Consider the following 25,380-nt stretch of genomic DNA (forward strand, 5'->3'; position numbering starts at 1 on the left):
GGTGTGGATGGGGCCGGAACGAGGGCCATGCCCCGGCTTTCGCGGCGACCCTCGGTTGGGCGGCCCTATGATGGCATTTGACAACGGTTTGCCCTTCCCGCCGCCTCACGCGCCGCCTCCCGATTTCCCGCCTCGGCCGGATCACGCATTGGAGCTTGCAAGCAGGCTATCGGCGATGGAAACGCTGATCGGTATCCATGTCGCCCAGCTTGATGCCTGGAGGGACTATACCGCCGCATTGACAGACCTTCTCGATGTTCCGGAGCAAATGCCACCGAAGCCCGTTTCGGAGACCGAAACGAAACCATCGGCGCCTGATGCCGGTTCGAGTAAATCGTCCGAATTGTTCGGCGAAGAGATTGCCGATCACATGCTGGACCGTGCTGCCAAGGCCCGCGTGCTGAAAGATAAAGCGGCGGCACTTCGCTCCGTTTTGACCACTTATCAGCTCAAGAAGCTTGAGGATGCTGAACGGTCGCTCGATCCAGGTCCTGGCCGGTTCCACTAGGAGCCGGAAGCTTCCGCCTTTATGGACAAGCCATTCTATCTCCACCCGACAGGGATTGACCCCCCGGACGTAATTTGTCCGATCTCTGTCAGTTGGAAGGAGCGACGACCCCAGAAAAGGCGGCATGGTCCGGGGAGCCCCGCCCCGGCATCCCCGGACCAATCCCTTATCAAGAATACCCGCCGAATGCTCGCTTTACAGTGCGGAAGAAGCCCTGATAGAGAGCCAGGCGTTGATCGCCACCGATTATGTCGCCCTCAACAAGGTTCTGGGCGGAGGCTGGGAGGCGAGGTCGATACCTTCGGACCCGCCATGGCCGACGCCAACAGCGGTCCGCACCATGCTGAACTCCCTAAGCCCGATGACGATACGAACCGAACTGAAAGAAGCTGACCGAGCCTTATTGCGCGCGCGACCGTTGGGCACCCCGCGAAAAAACCGGTTTCGGCGGCCAGGCTTGGCTTTCGCCATATTCGCTCTGCTTGCCGCCGCTGCATTCCTGTTTCACGACGATATCTTCGCCCAAAAGAGCTCGTCCGCCATCACCGCCACGGTTGCGCGAGGGGATGTCGAGGAAGCGGTGCTTGCGTCGGGGACGTTCAAACCGGTCAAGCTGGTCGCGGTCGGCGCGCAGGTCTCGGGGCGGATTACCGCGCTGAATGTCAAGCTCGGCGATGAGATCAAGAAGGATACGCTAATTGCCGAGATCGACTCCACGACGCAAAACAACGATCTGAAAACCGCTCAGGCCTCGCTCGCCAATGTCAAGGCGCAGCGCGAGGAAAGCGAAGCCGACCTTACCAATGCGCAACAGACGCTGACGCGGCAGCAGACGATTTTTCGCAATCAAGCCGGCTCCAAGGCGGATCTCGATAGTGCGGAGGCCAGCGTCAAGAAGATCACCGCCCAGATCGCTGCGCTCGATGCGCAGATCGTTGCAGCAGAAGTCGCGGTGGAGACGGCGCGGGCCAATCTATCCTACACGCGCATCACCGCACCGATGGACGGGACCGTGCTTGCCATCGTCAACCAGCAAGGCCAGACGGTCAATGCGGCCCAATCAGCGCCGACGATCGTCATTCTCGGCCAGCTCGACACGATGATCGTTCGCACCGAGATATCGGAGGCCGACGTCGTCAGGACCAAGGTGGGCCAGCCGGTCTATTTCACCATCCTCGGAGATCCCGCCACCCGCTACGATGCCGTGCTGCAATCGATTGAGCCGGCGCCGGAATCGATCACCAGCGACAGCAGCGTCACCTCTTCCAGCACGACCTCATCCAGCAGCACGTCGACCTCCTCCTCATCGTCGTCTGCGATTTACTACAACGGCATCTTCGCCGTATCGAACCAGGACAACCGTTTCCGCACCTATATGTCGGCTGAAGTCCATATCGTGCTTGGCGCGGCGAAAAATGCGCTGGTCATTCCATCATCGGCGCTTGGAGCGAAAGCCGCTGACGGATCCTACAATGTGCAGGTGGTCGCAGCGGACGGACAGCAGACCTCCAGAAAAATCATCATCGGCCTCAACAACAACGTCACCGCCGAGGTGCGGTCGGGCCTCTCGGAAGGCGAGCGCGTCGTTATCGGCGAAGCAAGCACAAGCACGACGACCAGCAGCAGTGTCGGCGGGCCACCGCCGCCCATGGGGTTCTGAGCGATGGCTGTCCCACTCATAGAACTGAAGGGAGTGAGCCGGGAATACCAATCCGGCGACCGTACCATTGCCGTGCTGAAGGACATCGATCTGTCGATCGCCGAAGGAGAGATGGTCGCCATCGTCGGCCCTTCCGGTTCCGGCAAATCGACGCTCATGAACATCATCGGCCTGCTCGATCGCCCCACCGACGGCGCCTATGCGATCGCCGGCACCGATACGCATCGGCTCGACAGCGATGCGCTTTCAACGCTGAGGCGGGAGCATTTCGGCTTTATCTTCCAGCGCTATCATCTGCTTTCCGAGCTGAGCGCGCTTGGCAATGTCGAAGTCCCGGCGATCTATGCCGACCAGCCAAATCAGGCGCGGCATGCCCGCGCCATCGCGCTACTCGACCGTCTTGGCATGGGCGACAGGACCGGGCACAAGCCGGGTCAGCTTTCCGGCGGCCAGCAGCAGCGTGTTTCCATTGCGCGTGCCTTGATGAACAACGGCAATGTCATCCTCGCCGATGAGCCGACCGGCGCGCTCGATCAGCAAAGCGGCGATGAAGTGCTTGGCATCCTTTCTGAGCTGCATGCCGAAGGCCATACCGTAGTGATCGTCACCCACGACATGAAGGTCGCGGCCCGCGCGCAGCGCGTCATCGAGATTTCCGACGGCCACATCGTCGCCGACAGGCGCTCATCCGACAAAAATACGCGGGTTTCTAGCAATCACGGCTCCATGTCCGAGAAGGAGCGCGGTAGCGCTGGCTGGCGTGAGCTGGGCAACCGGTTGCGCGAGGCCTTTCTCATGGCGATCCTCGCCTTGAAGGCGCATCGGCTGCGCACATTCCTCACCATGCTCGGCATCATCATCGGCATCGCCTCGGTCGTTTGCGTCGTTGCGCTTGGGGAAGGATCGCAGCGCAAGGTCTTGGCCAATATCAACAATCTCGGCACCAATACGCTGGAGATTTTTCCAGGCAAAAGTTTCGGAGATATCCGTTCAGGGCGCATAAAGACCCTGGTGGTCGCCGATGCCGATGCCCTGGCCAAACTGACCTATGTCGCCGCCGTCACGCCGACCGTTTCGACCAGCAAGACGGTCCGGTTCGGCTCGACGGAGGCCAATGCGCTGATCAATGGCGTGGGCGACGCTTATTTTTCGGTCAAGGGTTCGAAACTTGTGGCCGGACGGCTGTTCGACGCAGACGGCGTGCGACGGATGGTGCAGGATGCCGTGATCGATCAGAATACGGCAACAACGCTCTTTGCAAGCAAGGGCCTCGATCCCACCGGGCAGGTGATATTCGTCGGCCAGTTGCCTGTCCGCGTCATCGGCGTCATCGCCTCGCAGCAGGGTGGTTTCGGCTCCAGCGACAATCTGTCGATCTATCTTCCTTATACCAGCGTGCAGGCCCGGTTCCTCGGCGATATGTCGCTGCGCAGCGTCACCGTGCGCGTCAAAGACGATACCGAAAGCACGCTCGCCGAGGCCGCGGTGACGCAATTCCTGGAGCGCCGGCACGGCACCAAGGATTTTTTCGTTCTCAATACCGACGACATCCGTCAGACGATTGCAAGCACAACGCGGACGCTGACCCTGCTTGTCTCCGCAATTGCCGTCATCTCGCTGCTTGTCGGGGGTATCGGCGTCATGAACATCATGCTCGTCTCTGTGTCCGAGCGTATCGCCGAGATCGGCGTTCGCATGGCAGTCGGTGCCCGCCGACAGGATATATTGCAGCAATTCCTGATCGAGGCCGTGCTGGTCTGCCTCCTGGGCGGCGCGCTAGGGATTGCCCTTGCGCTTGGCTTCGGCCTTGCCTTCAACCGGTTGGGGTCAAACTTCGCCATGGTCTATTCGGGAAGTACCATCGCACTCGCATTTACCTGTTCCTGTGCGATCGGGCTTACCTTCGGCTACCTGCCGGCGCGCAATGCGTCAAGGCTCGATCCCGTGGCAGCTCTTTCACGAGACTGATCGTGGCTGACTAGAATCTCAGTATGTAAAGATTGATCATTCGTCTCATAGAAAGAAAAACCGGCTTCGCCATTCATGTTGGGGGCGTCTGACGAAGCCGGCATGCGGGTGACCAGAGCATTTGAAGGCTCAGGACCGCATATGAATTTACAGCAACTATCGTCGAAAGTGTTTCCGAACGTTGCGGAAACAAGGCATTTTTAGGAAATTTCTTGTCCGGACGTTTCCAATATAACCGAAGCCCCTTGTATTTATCCAGTACATCTTTCGATGCATCCATATATCACTCTGGATTTATTGATATGTTTTGCAGATTGCTCGAATACATCATTCGCGACAAGCAAAATTACATTCGATTTCGCGCGTTCGACTATTTACGCTCAATTAATGCACTACGCATCATGGTCTGGCTTCCGAATAACGAAGCAACGATCAGGACGTAAAATGGTCAGTGCAATCTCTGCAGCGACAACGGGATCTCAGTTGAGCTCCACCTCCACAACTTCCTCAACCTCGGACGATGCCGCGAAGATTGAGGCACAGATCGCCGCGAAGAAGGCGCAGCTTGCCAATACAAAAGACCCTGACGAGGCTGAAACGCTGCAAAAGGCCCTCGCCGCCTTGGAGGCAAAACTGGCCAAGCTGGAAAAATCCGCCGGCGAGCAGTCGAGCACCGCCGGTCAATCTACCAAAACTGGCACTGCTTCGAATACCAGCTCCGAGTCCACCTCTTCGAACAGCAAGCAGCAATCATCGCTTTCGGGCGAAAGCGATCGCATAGGATCAACGAATTTCGACAAGGATAGCGAATTTGGAGACCGGACGGCCTATGTTTGATAATAGGCGCCCACGCTGAAACGGGACTCCGCCATTGAACAAAGGCGGCCTCTCAACCAGCGGCGGGTCTATCGCTGCGGTTCTTGAATGCAACCATCTGCTCCAGACCTCTCGGGTGCCGATTGCGCACGGTGATCTCACCTTCGAACCTGGAAATGATTTCCTTGGCGATGGCCATACCAAGGCCCGCTCCCGGGAAAGACCGCTGCCGTGCGATATCGATCCGAAAAAATGGTTCGAACACTTGGCTCAAGCGTTCTTCCGGAATGCCGGGTCCTGTATCGACTATTGTGACGATTGCCTTGTCGCCGGAGCGAGTGACGGTAACGATTGCCGATTGACCATGCGTTGCGGCGTTGATCAAAAGGTTGCGCAGAGCCCTTGTGACCGCCAGAGAGCCCGCGCAAATCGTCGCGGGCTGCAGTTCGCCGGCTTTGACAGCCATGCCCATCGCCGTCAGCTCCGACACGATGTTTGCCACGATCGTATCGAGCCTTACGCACTGCAGGCTGTCCTTGGAGATTTCCTCGCGTACCAATCCGATGGCGCTATCGGCGATCGTGTCGAGCTCTTCGAGGTCGGCGAGCCATTTCAGCCGATCCTCATCATCCTTGATAAATTCAGCGCGCAATCGCATGCGCGTCATGGGTGTTCTGAGATCATGCCCGGCGGCTGCGACCAGCCGCATCCGGCTCTCGGTTGCAGCCTTCACCCTTGCCGATAGTTCGTTGAGTGCGCGTGCCGTGACGCGAATTTCGCCCGGACCGGTTTCCGGAACATGCGGGAGCGTCCCGTCCGGACCAATTTCGGCTGAAGCGCGCTCAAGCAGGCGAAGCGGCTTCATTATCTTCGATGCGGCAAATATTGAAATCAGGACACTGCCTGCAATGATGAGGCCGAGCCATCCCGCCAGTATCTTCCACCCCCCAGGCGGCGGGCCGAGTTCCGGCAACGGCATCACCATCCACTTGCCATCGGGAAGGTAGAGAGAGGCAATCATAGTACCGGTCGGTTGGCGAGATACGGTCGCCACCCGAACGTCGCCGGTTCGGCGCAGGCTTTCCATCAGAAATCCGGAAAGCGGTTCATCGGGTTGCCCGTCTGCGGGAGCAGCAGCTATGACTACGCCAGCAGCAATCGCCGCAGCCCTGTCTTTTTCCGCGAGCTTTGCAAGTATGGAGAGCTGATGGGCCATCGGCTCCATGGTTGCTTCCGGCCGCGGCCCTCGCATGACCAGGTTTGCCGCAAAAGACGAGGTGATGACCACCAGAACGATAGCCGTCAGCAAGAGTATCGCCAGCCGGGCGCCTAGAGACCTCATGGATCGCCCTTAACGGCCGTCACCGGGACAACGAGCTGATATCCGCCGTTTCGGATCGTTCTGAACACTGGCTCCTCGGCCGTCTCCCCCAGCTTGCGGCGCAATCGGCTCATCAGCACGTCGATCGAACGATCGGCCGGGTCGCGATCACGCCCCTGCGTCAAGTCGAGCAGCTGGTCTCGCGACAGCAGCCGGCCGGCTCGTTCGATAAAGGCCTTGAGCAGATCGAATTCGGCTCCGGTCAATGAAATAACTTCGCCGTTGTCCCTGGTGACGCGGCGAAGCTGCGGATCGAGGGTCATCCCGGCAAAAAGAAAGCGACGCTGCTCCGGCTCGGAAGAGGGATCCTCGTTTACCCGGCGCAGGACCGCCCGAATACGCGCTGCCAGCTCTCGCGGGTTGAACGGTTTGCCGAGATAGTCGTCCGCGCCGATCTCAAGCCCCAAGATCCGATCGATGTCTTCCTTGAGAGCGGTCAGGAGAATGATCGGGACACGAGGACGGCGGTTTCGCAGATCGCGGCAAAGATCAAGGCCCGATCCATCGGGCAGCATGACGTCCAAAACGAGGAGATCCGGGGGGCGCCGATTAAGGGCATCGTTGCAGCCGCGGAGATCGCTTGCCGTCGAGACACGAAAGCCCTGCTCCTCGAGATATCGGCTCAGAAGCGCACGAATTTCGTGGTCGTCGTCGACAATCAAGATGTCAGGCGCGGTGGTCACAGTCATAGGCAATATTCCGTTTCTTCAGACTTTTATACAAACTCCTCTCCAAAAGAAGGTTTTTCGCTGGCGAAACCAGCGAAAATTCTTGCCGGAAACATTGGTTTACAAAATTCCTCACCGTGGAAACGTTGAGCAAAAAATCGGGCCGCTTAAGCGCGCTCAGGGAGGTCGCGTAGGCGGCGATGATCGCGGCCGAGCGAAGGCCTGGTCGGGAACTGCCTCAAGTGCGATTCCACCGTTTGACAAAGGACGACTGTTGCCGGATCGTGAATGCGAGATATCTGAAATAACAGACGTCTCGTAGCCGGCCACAGGAACGCGGCCCGGGAGTTCGAAGCCAAACATAGTCTGCACGAATCTGGGAGGATAACGTGAACGATCATGTCTATAAGAAAGTGGAACTAATCGGCAGTTCCAGAACCTCGGTGACCGACGCGATCGAAACGGCGATTTCGCGCGCCTCGAAGACTATGAGGAACCTCGAATGGTTCGAGGTGGATCAAATCAGGGGACACATCAAGGATGGCGCGGTCGCGCATTATCAGGTGGTGATGAAGGTCGGGTTTCGGATCGACGATTGATCCTTGAGCGATCCGTTCTTCGCAAATACGAGCTAGCCGCCGGGGCGAGCGCTTGCCCCGGACAGGTGCGCGTTTGTAGATTTTAGACGCTACGATTTCACAACCAACGAATGACATCAGCGCCAAGGCTAGGGCATATTCCCGCCTGCCGGCCGTGGACAGCGTTGTCGACGACCATCGGCAAGCACGGTAGAAGCGCTCTGAATGGCAATAAGGTATTAGGAAATGTCCTCACCCAGATCAGTTTATCATTTCAACTCCGCCATCGTTCGCGAGCCATCGCGCTCGGTCGTTGATGGCCTGCGTGCCGGGGAGCATGCCGGCCCGACTTATGAAGGCGTAAAAGCGGAGCATGACGACTATATTGCCGCTATGCGCGACGCTGGTGTGAAAGTGACCATCCTGCCCGCGCTGGAGGCCTTTCCCGACTCCATCTTCGTCGAGGATCCCGCTCTCGTGTTCACCGAGGGTGCGATCCTGCTTCGTCCGGGCGCAGCAAGCCGCGCGGGCGAGTCAGCGGCCATCGCATCCGCCTTGCGTGAGAGGTTCGACATCGTCCTCGATCTCCCGGGTCACGGGTTCGTCGACGGCGGCGATGTTCTGACGACACCAAAGGGTGTCATGATCGGCCTTTCGGCGCGAACCGACAAAGCGGGCGCCGAGGCTCTCGCCGGCTGCTTAGATAAGCTCGGCCGCAAAGCCGAACTGGTTGCCACGCCAGAAGGCGTGCTTCATTTCAAGACCGATTGCTCGCTGCTGGACGAGGAAACCGTGCTCTCGACCGCCCGCCTTGCACGCTCCGGCGTCTTCAAGGATTTCAAGCAGATCATCATTCCGGAAGGCGAAGAGCCGGCGGCGAATGCTCTGCGTGTCAATGACGTCCTGATGGTCCCTTCCGACTATCCGCGCACGCTGGAGATGCTCGATAAGCTCGGTTACAGGATTGCACCGATGAAGACCACCGAAATCGGCAGGATCGATGCAGGTCTCTCCTGCCTGTCGCTGCGCTGGTATCGCGATGGCAAATAGTCTCGATGTGCCCATTTTCGTCCAACGGCGCGAGGCTTAGCCGGGTTCCTGATCGTCGGATTTTGACGCAATCTCGCTCAAAGCCTTCTGAACCGCGCTGATCAGGGACGGCATCGAATAGGGTTTCTGCAGCCACGCAAGCGGGCACGCCGGGCCGGCGCGCTGGATGATGTCGTGGTCGGCGTGAGCCGTCGCGAAAATGCAGCGAATACCGTGGTCTCTGAAGAGCTCCAGCGCCGCATCCACGCCGTCGCGTTTGCCCGAAAGCCTTATGTCCATGATCGCCAGAGCCGGTCGACGCGCAACGGCGAGCCGGATCGCCTCCTCCGCCGAGGAGGCGATGCCCGCGAGCGAATATCCCGCAGCGGTCAGTGTCGCCTCAACGTCCATGGCGATAAAAAAATCATCTTCGACGATCAGAATGGTATCGTTACTCAAGATCAGCCCTGCCTCTCAGCCATTCGCGAAAACGCGACACTGCAGCGCGTCGGCGAACCTGAGCTTACGGTGAAAGTGGCGCCGAGCTGGCGGGCAAGGCCTTCAACCAGCCGAAGGCCGGATGATCTGTGACGCACCGAACTCAGTTCGAAACCCGGTCCGTCATCCTCAACGGAGAGAACGTCGGCCTCCCCTTCCTGAAGCAGCGAGACCCGAACGTTAAAATCAGCATCGGCGGCACCGCCGTGCTTGAAGGCGTTGGTGACCAGCTCGTTGATAATCAGCGCAAGTGGCATGGCGGCGTCATTGGGAAGCTCGCCGGCATCGGCCTTGCGGGTAATTGTTGCGTATGATGGCAGGGTCTGTTGCACGGCAAAGCAGACGGCATCCAGAAACTGCGGCAGACTGAATTTGGTCGCATCGATCGTATCGTACAAGACGCGTTGGGCAGCCGCCATCGCGCTGATCCGGCCTGTCGCATCCTCGAGGATTTGCCGCGCCTCTTCGCTCTGGCTCCGCCTTGCGGCGCTTGAAAGCAAAGACTGCAGCATTTGCATGTTGTTCTTGACCCGATGGTTGAGTTCGTTGAGCAGCATTCTCTGCTGTGTTTCGGCTTGCTTGCGCTCGCTGATGTCCACCAGCATGTTGATGCCGCCGACAATATTGCCATCCGCGTCGTATATCGGCGTCGGGTGGGGAATGAACGGAACACGCGTGCCGTCGGGCCGTTCCGACACGGCTTCGACACCGCGCACCGCCCGCTTCTCCTGGAGGGCGATCGCCATGGGGCACTTTTCATGCGGCAGCGGCTTTCCGTCCGGCCAATAGAGCTTCCAACTGATAGCCCACGCATCGCTGCCGAGCGTCGGAGTGCGGCCGGCGAACTCCACCGCCGCCTGATTGAAATATGTGATCTTACCCCGTGCGTCCGTCGTATAGATCGCCGCCGGAATGGCTGCCAGGAGATCCTGAAGCTGCCGTTCGCTCGCTCGAATCCTGGTCTCCGCTTCCTTGCGCTCGGTAATGTCGCGGGCGATCTTGGAGGCTCCCACAATCCGCCCTTTGGCGTCGCGGACCGGGGATATGGTCAGCGAAATATCCACAAGGCTGCCGTCCTTGCGCCGTCGCACGGTTTCGAGGTGATCGATCATTTCGCCGGTGCGGATGCACCTTAGAATTTCCGTCTCTTCATCCATCCGGTCCGGCGGAATGATAATGGTGATCGATTTGCCGATCACCTCATTGGCGGCATAGCCGAACAGCCGTTCCGCGCTGCGGTTCCAGGTGGTGATTATGCCATCAAGATTCTTGCTCACGATCGCATCGTGCGAGGATTCGACGATCGAGACCAAATGCTGCGCCGCCTTCTGAGCCCGCATTCGCTCGATGCCGAAAGCAAGCTGACGCGCGAGCGCCAACCCTATGTCGATCTCCCCGTTCGTGAAGACATGCGGTTTATCGAAATATGCCATGAACTTCCCGACAAGCTTTCCACTATCCAGCAGGGGAATGAAGGCCATAGCCCGTATCTCTTCAGCGAGTATGGTTTTCTTCAAAGATTCCGGGAGCGCTGCCCGCCTGATGTCCGCAATGTAGATGGGCTGCGGATTTTCCTCATTCGCTTTCCAAGGCGAATGGCCTTCAACAGCCGCACGATAGGCGTCGGACAACCCCCTCCAAGCCACGAATTGCAAAATCGAGGCGCTGTCGTACAAAAGGATCGATGAGCGTTGGCACCGCAACGCCTCTTGAATGGCATCCAGAGCCAGTTCGTAGACATCACCAAGGGATCGCGCATGCTGCAACCTGTCTGTGAGCCGGTAGAGTGCCGCCTGCTCCTGGATGCGGGCGGCGAGCTCCTCCTGCACCTGCTTGCGCTCGGTTATGTCGTGCTGGACGCGCACCGCATAGAGAAAGCGTCCGTCCGCGTCGCGAACGCTCGATGAGGTAACCGAGGTCCAGAAGGAGCTGCCATCCTTTCGTAAAATCCGCTTCTCGACGGAGTATCGATCGATGTTGCCGGCGACCTGACGCTGAAACTGCTCACGATCATGCTCGACATTCTCAGAAAACGTCTCGTCAAAGATCGACCGGCCGATGAGCTGGTCGGCGGTCAAATCCATCAATTCACAAAGCCGCAAGTTGACGCGCAATAGTCGCCCGCCGGCATCGATCTCTGCGATGCCGCTACCGGCATGCTCGTAAGTGGTTGCAAGCCTGCGCTCCTGCTCGTGGAGAAGAGCCTCGGCCTCGGCCCGATCGGTGACGTCGATCATAAAGCAGCGTGTGCCGGTTGCTCTCCGATCGCGGGCGCGGCCGTTCGACGTTATCAATACATGGCGGACCGAGCCATCCTTTGCCTGCAACTTGGCGGGATACTGGCTGATCGGCCGGTGATTGCGCAGGCAATCGAGAATGTCACCGATGACTGACGGATCGAGATGATAGTCCTTGATATTGTGGCCAACATATTCGCCTTCGGCATAGCCAAGCATGGCGAGTTCGGCCTGGTTGGCGCGGAGTATCACTCCGTCATCGGCTACGACATGCAGACCGACGGCGCTGTTCTCAAAAAATTCGGAGAGATCTTCGTTCGCGTTATGAAGGGCTGTGGTTTCGTGGAAACAGTTGATGGCGCCGATCAATTTGCCTGTTTCGTCTTCCACCGGGTCGATGTGAACCATGGCCCAGATGGAGGAGCCGTCAGGCCGCTCGACTCTTGCTTCGACACCATGCACCGGAGCGCGGGTGCGCAACACGGTTGCCATCGGTGTTTCGTCCCGACGAATTCGCCGGCCGCCAGTGTAAAGGCGGTATGAGCCGCAATATTTCTCACTGTCATCGCCGATGAGAGGCGAGCGGCCCCATAAAGTAGCGGCAAGTGAATTGAACCAGAGGATACGACCGTCGGCATCGCAGGCGTAAATTGCCACGGGCAGCCTTTCGATGAAGTCCTGGCTGACCTGCAATGCCGTTGGATTTCCAACAAAGGAGAGGAAATTTGCCGAGGCTGGCGCTGAATTTGATTCCATGCTCATCGCCATCCCCCCATATAGGCAGAATAACGACGATAATGCCGGTACCGTTGAAAGGTTCCATTGACGCCACCGGTCACCGCGGAAGCAAATTCCCAAATACAGTCATCAGGTTCAGGCGACATCAGCGGAGCGACCTTCGACCATCTTTCTGATCGTCGAAGCACCTGGTCAAACCAATCGTCCTCCGTTCAGCTTCATGCCCCGTGAGGCGTGATTTGATTTTCTCCCCTCATCCGCATGTCGCGGGCACGACCCAGGGCGTCGGCAACTTGCTTATCGCTGAACGGCTTTGGAATAATCGCAAAGGCGCCGCCGAATCCCTGCCGGATCGCCTCGGGTATTCCGGTTACGAAAATAACCGTTGTATGAAAGCGATCGATCAGTCGGCGGGCGAGCTGGGGGCCGCTTTTTCCCTCCGAAAGGCCGACATCGACCAAGGCAATATCGGCGCGTCTGGCATAGGCCAACGCCTGCTCAACGCCGGATGCCGGGCCGAGAACCGAAAACCCGGCATCGGCCGCTATTTTCTTAAGTTGGAGGGCGACGAGTCCCTCGTCTTCGACAATCAACACGTTCATAGTGCATACTCCTCCTCCATAATTATCTAGGTGCTGCCCGCCGCTTTTCCATTTGTGGAAGCATTTCATCGGTCGGGGCAGCTCCCTTGCGTCGGTTTCACGCAGGAACGGCGCTGTTGCAGATATGACTGCCGGCTGACGTAAATCTTTGTGCTGCGCTTTCGGACGGCGGTGATGCCGAACTGCCGGTCGACCAGACGCACGTCCTCCACAATGCCACCTTTATATCGCCACGGGGAAGCATGGTTTTGGGACGGCTTCAGTCTATCGCAACGGTGCAGGCAGCAATGTTGCTTCCGGTCTATTGCCGTCCCTGCGGCAGCGGACAGCTCAGACCGCATCCGCCGATATCCGGAAGGCAGTAGCGCAAGCAACAGACTTTGCGGCGTTTGAATGGAAGGCCACTCTCGTCCTGCATGCTGCGCAGGGTACCACATAACGGGTTCTTCTCGCCATCAGGAAACGTGGGATCGGAAAACAGCGGCGCCCCTTCCTCAGCCAATGCGGGAGCGCTTTGACGGCCCGTTTCATCGATGATCCAATCGAGATAGCCAGCCGCATTTCCCCAGAGCAGCTTGCCGCTTAGATGGGCATGATGGGAAATCGCATTGGCCAAGGGTTCTATGTGCTGCCGCACAAGGGGTCTTATTGCGGCGTGTATGTCGAGTTCCCGCACCTGTCCGAGATTGGGCAGAAGAAACGATACCGGCGTTGCCGTTTCCCGGTCGAGGCATAGCGAGACCTCGTCAAGCGAGACCGGCAGACAGCGTCGCAGCTCGAGCCATGCGAGCGCCGTGTTGATGGTCAAGATGCTGAAGTAATAAAGGGTCCAGAGCGACACGATGGCGCGGCGATCGGCCGGCAAAAATTTCGCCCCGTATCGGTCGATGATGCTGTTGAAGCAATCTGCTTCGCAAAGCGCCGAGCACGCGATGACATCGCAGCCTGCCGGCGCGTCCAGCAAGAATTTCCCGCGGCAGAAACCGTATTTCTCTCCGCCATGGTGGACCAACAGCGCACCGAGATCGCGCTCGCCGTCCGCATCCTTTGATGCGGACGGTATCGGTTGCTTCGATGAGGCTTGGGCGGAATTCAATCGCTCGCTCAATGTCTCACCAAGTATATTTCAGTGTTCCAATGACCTTGCGTCGATCGCCGTAGTACTCGGTCCCATAGTAGCTGGTCGCGACATACTTGCGGTCGAAGAGATTTGTGGCGTTGACCGCAAGCCTGACGTTCTTGGTCACGTTGTAGGTGACCGCCGCGTCAAACACGGTATATCCCCCGACGGAGACCGTGTTGGCGTCGTCGCCATAGGTCTGCCCGATATAGCGGACACCGCCGCCGAGGGTCAGATCGCCGCGCTGCCCTTCGCCGGGGATGGTGTAGTCGAGCCAGGCCGAGGCAAGATGTTTCGGGACGCGCTGTGGCCTGTTGCCGATATTTCCGCCCGTTCCATCTTCACGGATCTCGGCGTCCCAGTAGGAATAAGCCAGCGTAAGGTTGACACGATCGTTCAGGGCCGCCTTGCCCTCCAGCTCGATGCCGCGCACGCCCACTTTGCCGATCTGCTCCTGAATGAGCGGCGTCACGTAGGTCGGCACATTGGTCTGCGTCAGATCGAACAGGGCGGCGCTGAACAGTCCATCGAAATTGTCGGGCTGATATTTCAGGCCGACTTCATACTGCTCGCCCCGCTGAGGCTTGAGCGAACCGCTCAATGCATAGCCATTGGCGGATGGCGTCACGAGAGGCTGGAAGCTTTCAGAATAATTCACATAGGCGGCAAGATTGGAATTGATCTTGTAGGTCAGTCCGGCGCGCTTAGTGAATGCGGATTCGGTATTGTCGTCCCTAGTGCCGAGGTCAACGTAATCCGCGGTCGTGTGGACATGGTCCCAGCGCCCGCCAAGCGTGGCGATCCAGCGATCGTCGAAGGTCAGTTGCTCCTGCGCATAGAGCCCGACGGCCTGCTGCTTGACGCGCCAGTTTACGAAGGGATTGGGATTAATGCAGGAGAGACCGCAGTAGACCGGATTGTAGATGTCGATCGGCCCGGCTGTGCCATATTGGATGTTTTCGCGGGTGTTGTCGTTGGCATAGTCGATGCCGACAAGCGTCTTGCTGTCGAAAGCATTCCAACCCGTATCGTATTGAAGCTGGTTGTCGATCACGTAGCGGTTCGACAAGCCATCCACCGAGAAGGCCTGACGGTCGGCAGTCGGATCGAGGGAGGCTCCATAAACCTCGGCATAGTCGAGGCTGAGATGCGTGTAGCGGGCATTGGAGCGGAAGGTCAGGCCGTCGCTGATTTCATGCTCGAACTGGTAGCCGATATCGCTTTGGCGGGTGTTGAAGCGGTTGAAATCCGGTTCGCCCAGGAAGGTATTGATGTTGAGGTTGGCACCGGCCGGAAAACCGCGCGCGCCGGTTCCATTCCGCTTGTAGTAGTCGGTCAGAATGGTGAGCGACGTTCCTTCCTCGGGTTTGATGGTCAGAGCCGGCGCGATATAGAGACGATCGTCCTTGGAATAATCCCAGCCAAGGTCTCCATCCTTGGCGAGCGCCGTAAACCGATAACTCCAAACGCCGTCGGCATCGAGCGGCCCGCCGAAGTCGGTCCCGACCTCCTTGGTTCCGTCGCCGAAGGATGTGTAGACTTCACCCTGCTTTTCCTCTGGCGGCCGCTTCGTGATCGCATTGATGAGACCACCCGGAGCGTTGAGACCAAAAAGCGTCGAGGTCGATCCCTTCAGTACTTCCACGCGCTGCAGGCCATAGGGCTCCAGGCGGCTCGCCGTATACCAGGCGGGAACGCGGGCCGCGAGACCGTCGCGATAGGTGCCGAGCGCCGTCTGGTCGAAGCCGCGAATACGGAAATAATCATAACGGTCGTCATTGCCGAACTCGTCGGAGAGGACGCCTGCCGTGTAGGCCACGGCCTGTTGCAGGTTATCGACGTGGCGCTCTTCAAGTTCCTTTCCCGTTACGACCGAAACGGCCGCCGGGACATCGATGATCGGCGTGTCCGTCTTGGTGCCGGTGGTCGTCTCCTTGGCAACGATGGTGGCATCAGGACCGATTGCGCGGTTGGACTTGCCGACCACGACGATCTTCGGAAGTTCGGTTGCGGAATCCTGCGCCCAAGCCGCCGGCGCCAAGGCCAAGGAAACGGCTGTCAAAGCACTGCTGGCAATCAGATGTTTCGTTACACGACGCCCATCCGCGCAGTTTAAGGACGCGCGAAATCCTGCCTGCCGGATGATCACCATGCAAAGCCACTCCTGTCTGTCATTTTCTGGTCACGCAGCGGAGCAGCGGTCCCCGGCGATCCACCTGCGTTGCGCGCAAAATATAAACATAACCAAAAGAGTCAACTTAAAAATCCAATGCCCCACGCTTCGCTGAAAAGGCAGGAGAGACGTGCTAAGCAGGGATCGCAGAGGCAAAAAATAATACTTGATAACGCAGTCATCTTTAGTACCGACAAGCACCTTGCCGCGAGGGACGACACGTGGAAAATCACAACGACATAGCTGGCGCAACTGCCTCGACCGAGGCGTTTGCAGCGCATCGCATTCGGCTTTCGATCGACGGAAACGACATTCTGAGCGATGTTGATCTGTCGTTTCCAAAAGGTGAGTTCGTCGCGCTTGTCGGGCATAACGGTTCGGGAAAATCCAGTCTGCTGAAAATCCTCGGCCGGCAGATCCTGCCGACGGCGGGTTCGGCGAGCTATGCCGGGCGGGATATCAGGTCATTTCCGGAACGCGCCTTTGCACGCACGGTCGCCTATCTACCGCAGGATGTGAGCGCCAGCGCCGACATGACGGTTCGGGAGTTGGTGCGCTGTGGGCGTTATCCTTGGCATGGCCCTCTTGGGCGCTTCTCTAGGACAGATGGGGAAAAGGTGGAGCAAGCGCTTGCCCTGACGCATCTCGAACCTCTGGCCGACCGCACCGTGGCAACGCTTTCCGGCGGCGAACGGCAGCGAGCATGGCTCGCCATGCTGGTCGCGCAGGATACCGAGTGCCTGCTGCTGGATGAACCGACCGCGGCTCTCGACATTGCCCATCAGATCGAGGTTCTGTCGCTGGTGCGCAGGCTCTCCCATGAAAAAGGCCTCAGCGTGATCATCGTCCTTCACGACATCAACATGGCTGCTCGCTTCTGCGATCGCATCTGCGCACTGAAACGTGGTCGCGTCGTCGCCAGCGGAAAGCCGGATGAGATCCTGATGCGTGAGCGACTGCAGGAAATCTACGGCATCGACATGGATGTCATTGCCGCGCCGAAGACCGGCTATCCGCTCGCCTATGCCTGCTGATCCCATTTCCTTTTCCGCGCTGTCACGTCGGGCCCTGCTGCGAACAATGGCGGCTGTGGCGGTGGCGGGCAATGCCCCCGCTTTTGCGCAATCCGCGCCGCGAATCGTCAGCCTCGACTACGGTCTCGCATCGACGCTTCTGTCGCTTGGCGTCGTTCCGCTGGCAGTTTCCGATCTTGCCGACTGGGATAAATGGGTAGTCGAGCCGGCAATGCCCCAATCCGTCGTGAACCTTGGCAGCTCGTGGGAGGTCAACTTCGAACTCCTTGTTGCCCTCAAGCCGGATATCATTCTGACGACACCCTATCTCGACGAACTTCTGCCGAAGCTAAAGCAGGTCGCAAAGGTCGTCCGCCTCGAGATCTACGCGCCCGGTATTGGCCCGATACTGCCGGCGGCCATCGCGGCGACAAGAAAACTCGGGACTGCGATCGACCGGGAAGCGGAGGCAGAAGGTTTTCTCGCGCATGCGGATGCTTTCTTCGCCGAATGCCACGCCCGTCTTGCCGCGAAATCCCCTCCTCCCGTAGCGCTCGTCAACTTCATGGACGCGCGCCATGCTCGAATCTATGCGAGCCCGGGTCTCTATCATAACGTTCTCGAGCGCATTGGCGTGCGAAACGCCTGGACCGAGGAATCGAACTATTGGGGCTTCCAGACGATTGCGATCGAGAACCTCTCCCGCATTGCCGATCCCGATGCGCGTCTGGTCGCCTTCGAGCCGATACCTGCTGATGTCCTGCCTAAAATCATGCAAAGCCCCCTTTGGCAAAGCCTGCCTTTTGCCCGGCCGGGACATCTCTCGATCCTTCCCCCTGCTTTGATGTTCGGCATGGTCAATGAGGCGATGCGGTTCGCCCGCCTGTTGACCGACCTTTTGGATCCCAAGGAATGAACAGGATTTTTGGAAGGTTCGCATTCGGACCCGCAATCGTGGCGCTGGTGCTTCTCGGCGCAGGCGCTCTCCTGTCGTGGCTCCTCGTCATCCATTCGCTCGAAGTGAAAAGCCAGGCTGGCTATGACGTGCCGAGAATGGTCCTTTTCTATTCGACGCTCCCTCGCCTTGCGACGGCGCTGCTCGCCGGCGCGGCGCTTTCGCTGGCCGGCGCTCTCCTCCAGCAGGTTCTGCGCAATCCCCTTGCCGATCCGACAACGCTCGGAATTTCCGCCGGTGCCAATCTGGCGCTGGTCGTCACGACCTTGTTCTTTCCGGGCTTGCTAGGGCTAGGCCGGGATCTGGTCGCGCTCGGGGGAAGCGCGGTCGTCGCCTGCATCGTCATGAGCCTTGGGGCGCGGCGCGGCTTCTCACCCTTTTCGCTGGTGTTGTCGGGTCTCGTCATCAGTCTTTGGTGCGGCGCCCTGTCGGCGATCCTCACCCTTCTGAACGAGCGTTATCTCGTCAGCCTCTTCATCTGGGGCGCGGGATCGCTTGCGCAGCAGAGTTGGGTCATTCCAGTGTCGCTTCTCTGGAAGACGGCGATCATCGCCATTATCTGCGCGCTCGTCATGCGGCCGCTCTCTCTTCTCGATCTCGGCGAAGGCACGGCATCGGCCCTCGGGGTTCGCCTTGTCCGGCTGCGCTTTATCGTCGTTGGTGGTGCGGTCGCGCTTGCCGCAATTGTAACCAGCGCGGTCGGGGTTATCGGCTTCATTGGTCTGGTCGCGCCGACGATTGCCCGGCTTTCCGGGGCGCGGCGACCGCAGCAATTGCTGTTGTGGTCGCCTTTGATCGGCGCCGGGCTGTTGCTGATTGCCGACGCCTCCATCCAGCTCGTTGCTGGTGAATTGGGAGAATTCTTGCCCACAGGCGCGGTGACGGCGATCTTCGGCTCGCCGCTGCTTCTGCTGCTGCTTCCCCTGCTGAAGGTCCGGCATCGGGCGTTGCAGATGAAAGAACGCGCGCGTTCATGGGCACCGGCCGGAACGAACACGCTTGCCGTCGCACTCTGCCTGTTGCTTGTGGCGCTCGTCGTCGCAGTATTCGTTGGACGCGGCATCGATGGAAGCTGGGGCTTGCCGCATGCGGCGCTCTTTGGCGAGATTATCCCGATGCGGCTACCTAAGGTCTTTGCCGCTCTCTCCTCCGGCGCAATGCTCGCCGTCGCGGGCGTCATTCTCCAGAGAATCACCGGCAATGAGATGGCGAGCCCGGAAGTCCTGGGCATCAGCGCGGGCGCGACCTTCGGCGTCGCTATCGCCGTCTTCGTCTTCGTTCCGGGCCTTGCCGGACAATTGACCTTCGCGGCCATTGGCGCGCTTGTCGTTCTGGCCGTGATTCTCCTCAGCTCCATGCGCACGGGACTGGCGCCGGAGCGTGTCCTGCTGGCCGGCATCTCCCTGAGCGCCATGGTCGATGCCATTGTCGGCGTCCTGAGCTCTACGGGCGATCCGCGCGCCGTCCTCCTGATGCGCTGGATGAGCGGTTCGACCTACGGCGTCGACGGCCGTTCCGCCGCGACCGTTACCATCGCGGCCGCAATTCTGACCGCGGCGGCTTTCCTTGCCCGGCGCTGGCTGGATATCCTGCCGCTCGGTCCATCGCCGGCGCTCGCCGTCGGTATTCCGGTCCGCAAGTCCCGTTTCCTGCTCTTCGGCCTTGCCGGGCTGATGAGCGCGGCGGCAACATTGAGCGTCGGTCCCCTGACATTCGTCGGCCTTATGGGGCCCCATCTGGCGCGGGAAGCGGGGCTTGTCCGCGCGCTCCCACAAATGGCGGGGGCGGCTGCCATCGGCGGCGCGCTGATGGTCCTTGCCGACTTCATCGGCCGCACCATCGTCTGGCCATACCAGATACCCGCCGGCCTCGTCTCGGCCCTCGTCGGCGCGCCTTTTCTTATGATGATGCTGCGAAGGAAGAGCTGACCGACCTCATTGCCGGCCAGACATGGGGTTAGTCGACGGATCGTTCAGCGATTTATCGCAAGTCCCGCTTCTTCAGGCCTTTAGGGTTTCGTAGCGCGGCTGAGGATTGCCGGCGAAACGATGGGCGCCGGTGTGGCTGAGCTTGCTGCCGGTATCGAGCCAGATCTCTCCGCCAAGAGCACGCCAGCGATGACAGAAGGCAAAGTCCTCGCTCAGATAGATGCCGGTTTCTTCCTCGATAAGGCATTCAAACAGCGCATATTGCGTGGTCGGCGAGCGTTTGGTGCCGGGATAGGCGTGGATCGCGTCGTAGCGCAGGCCGGGATAGGCGGCGATCATTTTTTCGATGACGGCGCGCTTGATGAGAAGCATGCCGGTGCCGGCATAGATCGCGGTGACGAAATCGCCGTCCCATTCAGCGTAGGGACCGGTCAGCGGGGTGCCCACATAATGCAATGCCGCTTCCGCCAGAGTTTCAGCGTTCCGCAAGGGCGCCTTGGCGGCATTGCCCCAGTCGTAGTCCTTGATCGGATACATGGCGGCGACCACATCCTTGTCGGCATCCAGCAGCCGCATCACCTGCTCCGGTTCGAAGCTGATGTCCGCATCGATGAACAGCATATGAGTCGCCGCAGTATCATTGAGAAAATGCGAGACGAGCGTGTTGCGGCTGCGGGTGATCAGCGCATCGTTGCCGAGCAGCGCCAGCGTCAATTGCACGCCAAACTGCCCGCCAACCTGCATCAGGGAAATGATGGATTGCATATAGTCCTTGGCGACCATGCCCCCGAAACAAGGGGTGGCTATGAAGACAAGCCGATTTTCCGTCATTCGCCAAATATCCCTTTTCCGCCGCGCATGCCGCACGGAATCTAGGGAGATTCGATGTTTCTGTGTGTACCGAATTATTGAAATTTGTTTCCCGAAAACTCGGCTTGGCAATCTGATGTGGTCCTCGCTCTCGTGGCGGTGGAAACGGGCGTGCCGGCGGGACTTTACAAGGTTCGCGCAAGTTTTCCTGTGCAGGTTCAGGCCGTTGGGGAGTACCAGACGAGAACGTGGACTGCCAAAGACGCCATGATGGCGGCAACTGTCGTGGCTTATCTTTTCATCCGTCTTCCGGTCGCGCAGTCGCGCAAACGAGGACCCTGAACAAGTTTAGCCTCCAGTATTTGGTATCCGTCTGCATTGATCTCGAAAGATGCGCTACCGCGTTCATCGAACGCAGCACGGCGCCAAGAGTAACATCAGTAAGCGTAAAAACCCGGAGTCTATGTCAACGCTCGCATCTGGAGGCCCCCTTGACGAGCATTACATCCGTCTTATCAAATAGTTATTACCAATATCAAAAATCCGGCTCGACATCGTCCTCGTCGGACGATTCGATCGCGTCGATTCTGGGCAGCAGTTCGTCCAGCAAAAGCTCATCGTCCTCTTCTTCTTCGACGGATGATCAGTCCCTGACATCGTCGGCCGAGCAACTGGTTGCGCAGCTCATGAACATGATGCTCAACCTGCAGTCGGGCGCTTCCGGCGACGATTCCTCGTCGGACTCGGATGACAGCTCCAGCAGCACCTCCTCGGCTACTCAACAGTCTGCCGGCCCGAATGGCAGCCAGAGCGACATGATCAGCGCGATGGATACGGATGGTGACGGCAGCATCAGCGAAGCCGAATTCGTCGCCGCAAGACCGTCCGATGTAAGCGAGGATCAGGCTACGACACTGTTTAAAAGCTTTGATACCAGCAACACCGGATCGTTGACGGAAGACCAGTTGGCAAGCGCAATGCAGTCCAATGAACCGCCGCCGCCACCGCCTTCCGGGGAAACGCCTGATGACAGCGAGATCTCCAGCATGTTCACCTCAATGGATACGGATGGTGACGGCAGCGTCAGCGAAGCGGAATTCGTCGCCGCACGTCCGTCCGACGTGAGCGAGGAGCAAGCGACAACCCTGTTCGATAGTCTGGATACGACAAGCTCGGGTTCTCTGACGGAGAGCCAGCTTGAGAGCTCGATGAAGGCGCAGCCACCGCAGCTTCCGGACTTTGGCTCGCTGTTTGGCTCAAACTACCAGGATGATACGACGAGCGACCTGCTTACCGTCTGATCAAAAATGACGGCAGCGGTTTAAACTCGGTCGTTTCTATCTGTCGGCAACTTGAGCAGTGAGGTTATCACCTTCGCGCTCAAGTTTGCCGGCCGTTCTTTTATGAACGCTTGCGTGCCTTTAACCGGCAGCTTGATTTCTACCGTCTTCGCCCACGGCAACTGGGCGAAGCAGCGGCTAGAAAGTGTTCCGAGCAGTTCTCTCAGAACTTGTAGCTTGCACCGAAGGTAATCTTTTGCTGGTCGGCGCTGACTTTTCCGATTTCAGAGCCAAAATCCTTGTTCCCGAAATCAGAATAACGGTATTCGGCACGCACGAGGATATTGTCGGTGAACGCGTGCTCGATGCCGCCACCTGCCGTCCAGCCGATCAGGATATCATCCTTTTTGCCGGCTCCGGGGACGTCGACCTTGCCGCCTGCAGCCGCAAGACCAGCCGTCGCGAAAACCAGATTTTGATCCAGCGCGTAGCCCACACGGGCACGGCCGGAGGCATCCCATTCGAGATTTGCTTCCTTGCCTTTTTCGAAGTTGTAGTTGAAGTCGTTCTCGATGCCGTAAACTATGTTTCCGTGCTGAAAATTATAGCCGGCATGAGCTCCAGCCGATCCGCTGTTGATGTTCTGATCCAGGCCCAAATAGGTCGCTTTATTCCAAGTATATCCTCCCTGGGCGCCAATATAGAAACCGGACCAGTTAAAGGTCGAATAGTTCTGCTGCTCCGGCTGCGGCGCAGACTGCTGCAAGGTCATATCGGCAGCCATAGCCGGCGCAGCCAGGGAGAGAACGACGGCGCCGAAAGCGAATATTCTGAAATGCATGGAGATGCCCCATCTTGTTTTGCAGGAGAGAGGGCGATGCGCAACGCTCGACCCGCTCATGACGATGCACCATGCTCCAGGCCGATATTGCGGAGTGTCTTTTGATGTTAAGTTATGTTGCGAGGCCGCATCCAGAGGCTATCCGATCGCTTCTCGACCATGTGGAACCGGATCGCGATTTCGCACGGATTGGCACCGAGATCAGCAAGCTCCGTAATATATCTCAATATTTCCACACACAGCTCCATAAATTCCTTTGCTATCTTTATGAACTTCCGGTCATCGGAACTCGGTGAGCTGTATCAATATTGCGATTGACGGTGCCGTCATCGCGGCAGTCCATGAGAGGGCAATGTTTAGTTGGAGTGTTGGCGTGACCCACGCAGACAGAATGATTGCTGAAACGGAAATGACTCGAGGCACTTACTCGAATCCGTGGGAAGGTATCTGAAATGGCGCCTTCCGAGCAATCCAATATCCTGATCGTTGAAGACGATGCCGATATCGCAGCTATGCTGGTCGAGCTGATCAAAGACAACGGCTTCAATGCCTTAGCGGTGGCAAATGGCGCCGAAATGGATCAAATGCTCCGTCAATACAGGTTCGATCTGATCGTTCTTGACGGCATGCTGCCGGGGGAGGATGGATTTAGTATTTGCATGCGTCTGCGGGCAACGAGGTCTATCCCCATTTTGATGTTAACCGCACGGCGGGAGGATATCGATCGCGTCCTTGGACTTGAATTGGGTGCTGACGACTACGTCACCAAGCCCTTCAACTCCCGAGAACTAATCGCCCGCATCAAAAGCATTTTGCGCCGAGCATCGTTTTCCCGGCGAGAGGAAGAGATGTCCGGGCCGCTAACTTTTGCCGGCTGGCGCATCGATCCCAACAGCCGGCAGCTCTTCGACGCTGAAGGCGATGAAGTGTCGATGACAACGGCCGAGTTCGACCTTCTCTGGGCGTTCTGCACCAATCCCAACAAGGTGCTGACCCGCGACCAGCTTCTGTCCATGACGCACGCGGGATCGGCCGGTCCGGTCGAACGCAGCATCGACGTCCATATCAGCCGGATACGACAGAAGATCGAACCGAACCTCAAGGACCCGGCTTTCATCAAGACGGTGCGGCTGGGAGGCTACCTGTTCGCAGCAATGGTGGAGAAATTGCCGTGAAAAGTCTCCGCATGGCCTCCATTCGCACTCAGATCCTCGTGCTGGCGCTCTTGCTGATCGTTCTCGTGTCAGTGGTCGCCGCGACGACCGAGCCGTTCATCTACGGCCGCCATGACAAAGGCATCGCGATTGGTTTGCTGGCGGGGCGGATCGAGCGCGTGGTTGACCAGTTCCGAGACGCACGATCTCCTGCAGAGGAAACGGCAGCCTTGAGCTTGGCCGCGAGATTGCAGATCCCGGTGGAAAAACTGCCGGTAAGCCAGATCTCTCCGCGTGATGAGACAGAAGCGACATCGGCCGACATTCTGCAGAGGACGCGCCGCGCTCTGGAAGATGATTTCCTCGGAAGTCTGCGCCACCTCTTTGACAAGGAAAAATCCGTTCCTCTCATCGTGATGGTCGATAAGGAGCGGGCTCTTGTTTTCCATATGCCGGTCTTCCCAAGATCCTTGTGGTTCTTTCCCGCGGTCGCAAGCGGAGTTCTGAAAATTGTCATTCCCTTGATCGTGCTTGCCTATGTCAGCAGTTGGCTGATCACCAGGCCGATGGGCCGCTTTACGGCGGCGGCGGAACGCGCAAGTACCGATGATAGCCTGGAAAAGCCGTTCGTAGCGGAAGGCAGCGCTGAAATTCGAAGCCTTGCCGCATCGCTGAACATTATGCGAAGCCGGATCTTGCAGATGGCGGAAAGTCGAACGCGAATGCTCACATCGATCAGCCATGATCTGAGGACACCACTGACGCGATTGCGAATGCGCGTGGAGCGCTGCGAGCAGCCCGAGCTTCAGCACAAGATGCTCCATGATCTGACGGTCCTGGATGGCATGATAGATGAGAGTCTGGCGTTTCTCACAAACGCGATCCACAACGTACCGTCTCGAAAAGTGGACCTGTCCAGCCTGCTGCAAACGATTGCAACGGATTTCTCGGAAACCGGCATCGATGTCCGGTTCTCCGGGCCACGGCGGCTAAAATATATGTGCAGACCCTCGTTTACGAGAGCAATATCCAATCTGGTTGAAAACGCTTCCCGCTATGCGACGCAAATCGACATCGAATTGCAGGATGCCGGCGATGACGGGATATTTATAAGGGTGAGCGACAATGGTCCGGGCTTGACGGATGAGCTCAAGACCCGGGTGCTGGAGCCCTTTTTCAAAGCGGACGAGGCTCGCACGACCGGAGCGGGAGGCGGTTTTGGCCTCGGCCTCCCGACAGCGGAAGGCATCATCAGGAAAGGACATGGCGGGAAACTAACCTTGCTGGATCGAGTGCCGAATGGTCTGGTGGCGGAAATCGTTCTTCCTCTTGTCCCCGAAAGTGGCTCCGGCGGCCTTTCGGTAACCTCCGGCCCCACATTTTCGATCACCTGAAGTCTGCCTGACGCCCCTCAGGTGAGCGA

Annotated in this window: 21 protein-coding genes; 12 read left to right on the top strand and 9 right to left on the bottom strand. The window is 58.5% G+C overall.

The features are described 5' to 3' along the window. The first annotated feature begins 70 nt into the window (after positions 1-70). The 4 genes from PH547_RS21280 (at position 71) to PH547_RS21295 (ending at position 4,973) form a co-directional block, all read left to right on the top strand. A complete protein-coding gene (locus tag PH547_RS21280) occupies positions 71-508 on the top strand; it encodes a hypothetical protein (protein ID WP_285169387.1) in 438 nt (145 codons plus the stop codon). Positions 509-848: 340 nt separating this feature from the next. After that, positions 849-2,168 carry an efflux RND transporter periplasmic adaptor subunit gene (locus PH547_RS21285; RefSeq protein ID WP_260305224.1) on the top strand — a complete coding sequence of 440 codons (1,320 nt, stop codon included), beginning with the start codon at positions 849-851 and terminating at the stop codon, positions 2,166-2,168. A gap of 3 nt (positions 2,169-2,171) precedes the next feature. After that, positions 2,172-4,136 carry a MacB family efflux pump subunit gene (locus PH547_RS21290; RefSeq protein WP_260304848.1) on the top strand — a complete coding sequence of 655 codons (1,965 nt, stop codon included), beginning with the start codon at positions 2,172-2,174 and terminating at the stop codon, positions 4,134-4,136. Between the two features lie 270 nt (positions 4,137-4,406). Further along, entirely contained in the window at positions 4,407-4,973 is a 567-nt protein-coding gene (locus tag PH547_RS21295) for a hypothetical protein (protein WP_285169388.1), read from the top strand. Between the two features lie 52 nt (positions 4,974-5,025). Here the strand turns inward: PH547_RS21295 and PH547_RS21300 are convergent, their stop codons facing one another. Together PH547_RS21300 and PH547_RS21305 are read right to left on the bottom strand one after the other, a co-directional pair. Next, positions 5,026-6,294, bottom strand: a complete 1,269-nt coding sequence (locus PH547_RS21300) for an ATP-binding protein (protein WP_260304846.1) — start codon at positions 6,292-6,294, stop codon at positions 5,026-5,028. Beyond that, positions 6,291-7,022 (bottom strand): response regulator, encoded by a 732-nt coding sequence (locus PH547_RS21305; protein WP_104826403.1) that lies wholly within the window; start codon positions 7,020-7,022, stop codon positions 6,291-6,293. The genes PH547_RS21300 and PH547_RS21305 overlap by 4 nt, the downstream gene beginning before the upstream one ends. Positions 7,023-7,390: 368 nt before the next feature. Between PH547_RS21305 and PH547_RS21310 the strand changes: the two genes are divergently transcribed. Both PH547_RS21310 and PH547_RS21315 read left to right on the top strand, forming a co-directional pair. Continuing rightward, positions 7,391-7,600 carry a dodecin gene (locus PH547_RS21310; protein WP_104826402.1) on the top strand — a complete coding sequence of 70 codons (210 nt, stop codon included), beginning with the start codon at positions 7,391-7,393 and terminating at the stop codon, positions 7,598-7,600. A gap of 225 nt (positions 7,601-7,825) precedes the next feature. Continuing rightward, positions 7,826-8,629, top strand: a complete 804-nt coding sequence (locus PH547_RS21315; RefSeq protein WP_260304845.1) for an arginine deiminase family protein — start codon at positions 7,826-7,828, stop codon at positions 8,627-8,629. A 36-nt stretch (positions 8,630-8,665) separates the two neighbouring features. Here the strand turns inward: PH547_RS21315 and PH547_RS21320 are convergent, their stop codons facing one another. From PH547_RS21320 to PH547_RS21340, 5 genes are all read right to left on the bottom strand, one after another. Beyond that, complete coding sequence (locus PH547_RS21320) at positions 8,666-9,067, bottom strand: response regulator (RefSeq protein WP_245464161.1); 402 nt, start codon at positions 9,065-9,067, stop codon at positions 8,666-8,668. A gap of 2 nt (positions 9,068-9,069) precedes the next feature. Continuing rightward, positions 9,070-12,105 (bottom strand): PAS domain S-box protein, encoded by a 3,036-nt coding sequence (locus tag PH547_RS21325; protein ID WP_285169389.1) that lies wholly within the window; start codon positions 12,103-12,105, stop codon positions 9,070-9,072. 194 nt (positions 12,106-12,299) lie between these two features. Beyond that, on the bottom strand, positions 12,300-12,683 hold the full coding sequence (locus PH547_RS21330; RefSeq protein WP_104826399.1) for a response regulator: 384 nt from the start codon (positions 12,681-12,683) through the stop codon (positions 12,300-12,302). Positions 12,684-12,984: 301 nt separating this feature from the next. Then, positions 12,985-13,791: a siderophore-iron reductase FhuF gene (fhuF, locus tag PH547_RS21335; RefSeq protein WP_158704559.1), complete on the bottom strand. Its 807-nt coding sequence runs from the start codon at positions 13,789-13,791 to the stop codon at positions 12,985-12,987. Between the two features lie 4 nt (positions 13,792-13,795). Next, positions 13,796-15,955 carry a TonB-dependent siderophore receptor gene (locus PH547_RS21340; protein WP_104826397.1) on the bottom strand — a complete coding sequence of 720 codons (2,160 nt, stop codon included), beginning with the start codon at positions 15,953-15,955 and terminating at the stop codon, positions 13,796-13,798. Between the two features lie 242 nt (positions 15,956-16,197). Here PH547_RS21340 and PH547_RS21345 point away from each other — a divergent pair, with 242 nt between their 5' ends. The 3 genes from PH547_RS21345 to fhuB are packed head-to-tail and all read left to right on the top strand — an operon-like array spanning position 16,198 to position 19,872. Then, positions 16,198-17,010: an ABC transporter ATP-binding protein gene (locus tag PH547_RS21345; protein WP_483315566.1), complete on the top strand. Its 813-nt coding sequence runs from the start codon at positions 16,198-16,200 to the stop codon at positions 17,008-17,010. A gap of 46 nt (positions 17,011-17,056) precedes the next feature. Then, positions 17,057-17,905, top strand: a complete 849-nt coding sequence (locus PH547_RS21350; RefSeq protein WP_483315567.1) for an iron-siderophore ABC transporter substrate-binding protein — start codon at positions 17,057-17,059, stop codon at positions 17,903-17,905. Beyond that, entirely contained in the window at positions 17,902-19,872 is a 1,971-nt protein-coding gene (gene fhuB / locus PH547_RS21355) for a Fe(3+)-hydroxamate ABC transporter permease FhuB (protein ID WP_285169392.1), read from the top strand. The genes PH547_RS21350 and fhuB overlap by 4 nt, the downstream gene beginning before the upstream one ends. A gap of 72 nt (positions 19,873-19,944) precedes the next feature. On the opposite strand, the gene PH547_RS21360 is transcribed toward fhuB, so the two are convergent. Further along, positions 19,945-20,703: a hypothetical protein gene (locus PH547_RS21360; RefSeq protein WP_104826394.1), complete on the bottom strand. Its 759-nt coding sequence runs from the start codon at positions 20,701-20,703 to the stop codon at positions 19,945-19,947. Between the two features lie 665 nt (positions 20,704-21,368). Here PH547_RS21360 and PH547_RS21365 point away from each other — a divergent pair. After that, the gene (locus PH547_RS21365) at positions 21,369-21,983 is read left to right on the top strand and encodes an EF-hand domain-containing protein (RefSeq protein ID WP_285169394.1); all 615 of its coding nucleotides are present in this window, start codon (positions 21,369-21,371) and stop codon (positions 21,981-21,983) included. 202 nt (positions 21,984-22,185) lie between these two features. Here PH547_RS21365 and PH547_RS21370 read toward each other — a convergent pair whose 3' ends face one another. Continuing rightward, positions 22,186-22,803, bottom strand: coding sequence for an outer membrane protein (locus PH547_RS21370; RefSeq protein WP_283053628.1), 618 nt, complete (start codon positions 22,801-22,803; stop codon positions 22,186-22,188). Positions 22,804-23,255: 452 nt separating this feature from the next. Here PH547_RS21370 and PH547_RS21375 point away from each other — a divergent pair, with 452 nt between their 5' ends. Further along, positions 23,256-23,978 (top strand): response regulator, encoded by a 723-nt coding sequence (locus tag PH547_RS21375; protein ID WP_104826390.1) that lies wholly within the window; start codon positions 23,256-23,258, stop codon positions 23,976-23,978. Beyond that, on the top strand, positions 23,975-25,351 hold the full coding sequence (locus PH547_RS21380) for an ATP-binding protein (RefSeq protein WP_283053626.1): 1,377 nt from the start codon (positions 23,975-23,977) through the stop codon (positions 25,349-25,351). Before PH547_RS21375 ends, PH547_RS21380 begins: the two co-directional genes overlap by 4 nt. Positions 25,352-25,380: the final 29 nt, after the last annotated feature.

The sequence above is a fragment of the Rhizobium cerradonense genome, assembly GCF_030182455.1.
Classification (GTDB): Bacteria; Pseudomonadota; Alphaproteobacteria; order Rhizobiales; family Rhizobiaceae; genus Rhizobium.

Coding starts and splice junctions, on each gene's coding strand:
- PH547_RS21305 (WP_104826403.1), bottom strand. CDS start 7,022: ATGACTGTGACCACCGCGCCTGACATCTTGATTGTCGACGACGACCAC.
- PH547_RS21365 (WP_285169394.1), top strand. CDS start 21,369: ATGAACATGATGCTCAACCTGCAGTCGGGCGCTTCCGGCGACGATTCC.
- fhuB (WP_285169392.1), top strand. CDS start 17,902: ATGAACAGGATTTTTGGAAGGTTCGCATTCGGACCCGCAATCGTGGCG.
- PH547_RS21280 (WP_285169387.1), top strand. CDS start 71: ATGGCATTTGACAACGGTTTGCCCTTCCCGCCGCCTCACGCGCCGCCT.
- PH547_RS21370 (WP_283053628.1), bottom strand. CDS start 22,803: ATGCATTTCAGAATATTCGCTTTCGGCGCCGTCGTTCTCTCCCTGGCT.
- PH547_RS21325 (WP_285169389.1), bottom strand. CDS start 12,105: ATGAGCATGGAATCAAATTCAGCGCCAGCCTCGGCAAATTTCCTCTCC.
- PH547_RS21360 (WP_104826394.1), bottom strand. CDS start 20,703: ATGACGGAAAATCGGCTTGTCTTCATAGCCACCCCTTGTTTCGGGGGC.
- PH547_RS21340 (WP_104826397.1), bottom strand. CDS start 15,955: ATGGTGATCATCCGGCAGGCAGGATTTCGCGCGTCCTTAAACTGCGCG.
- PH547_RS21285 (WP_260305224.1), top strand. CDS start 849: ATGCTGAACTCCCTAAGCCCGATGACGATACGAACCGAACTGAAAGAA.
- PH547_RS21350 (WP_483315567.1), top strand. CDS start 17,057: ATGGCGGCTGTGGCGGTGGCGGGCAATGCCCCCGCTTTTGCGCAATCC.
- PH547_RS21315 (WP_260304845.1), top strand. CDS start 7,826: ATGTCCTCACCCAGATCAGTTTATCATTTCAACTCCGCCATCGTTCGC.
- PH547_RS21375 (WP_104826390.1), top strand. CDS start 23,256: ATGGCGCCTTCCGAGCAATCCAATATCCTGATCGTTGAAGACGATGCC.
- PH547_RS21330 (WP_104826399.1), bottom strand. CDS start 12,683: ATGAACGTGTTGATTGTCGAAGACGAGGGACTCGTCGCCCTCCAACTT.
- PH547_RS21290 (WP_260304848.1), top strand. CDS start 2,172: ATGGCTGTCCCACTCATAGAACTGAAGGGAGTGAGCCGGGAATACCAA.
- PH547_RS21295 (WP_285169388.1), top strand. CDS start 4,407: ATGCATCCATATATCACTCTGGATTTATTGATATGTTTTGCAGATTGC.
- PH547_RS21300 (WP_260304846.1), bottom strand. CDS start 6,294: ATGAGGTCTCTAGGCGCCCGGCTGGCGATACTCTTGCTGACGGCTATC.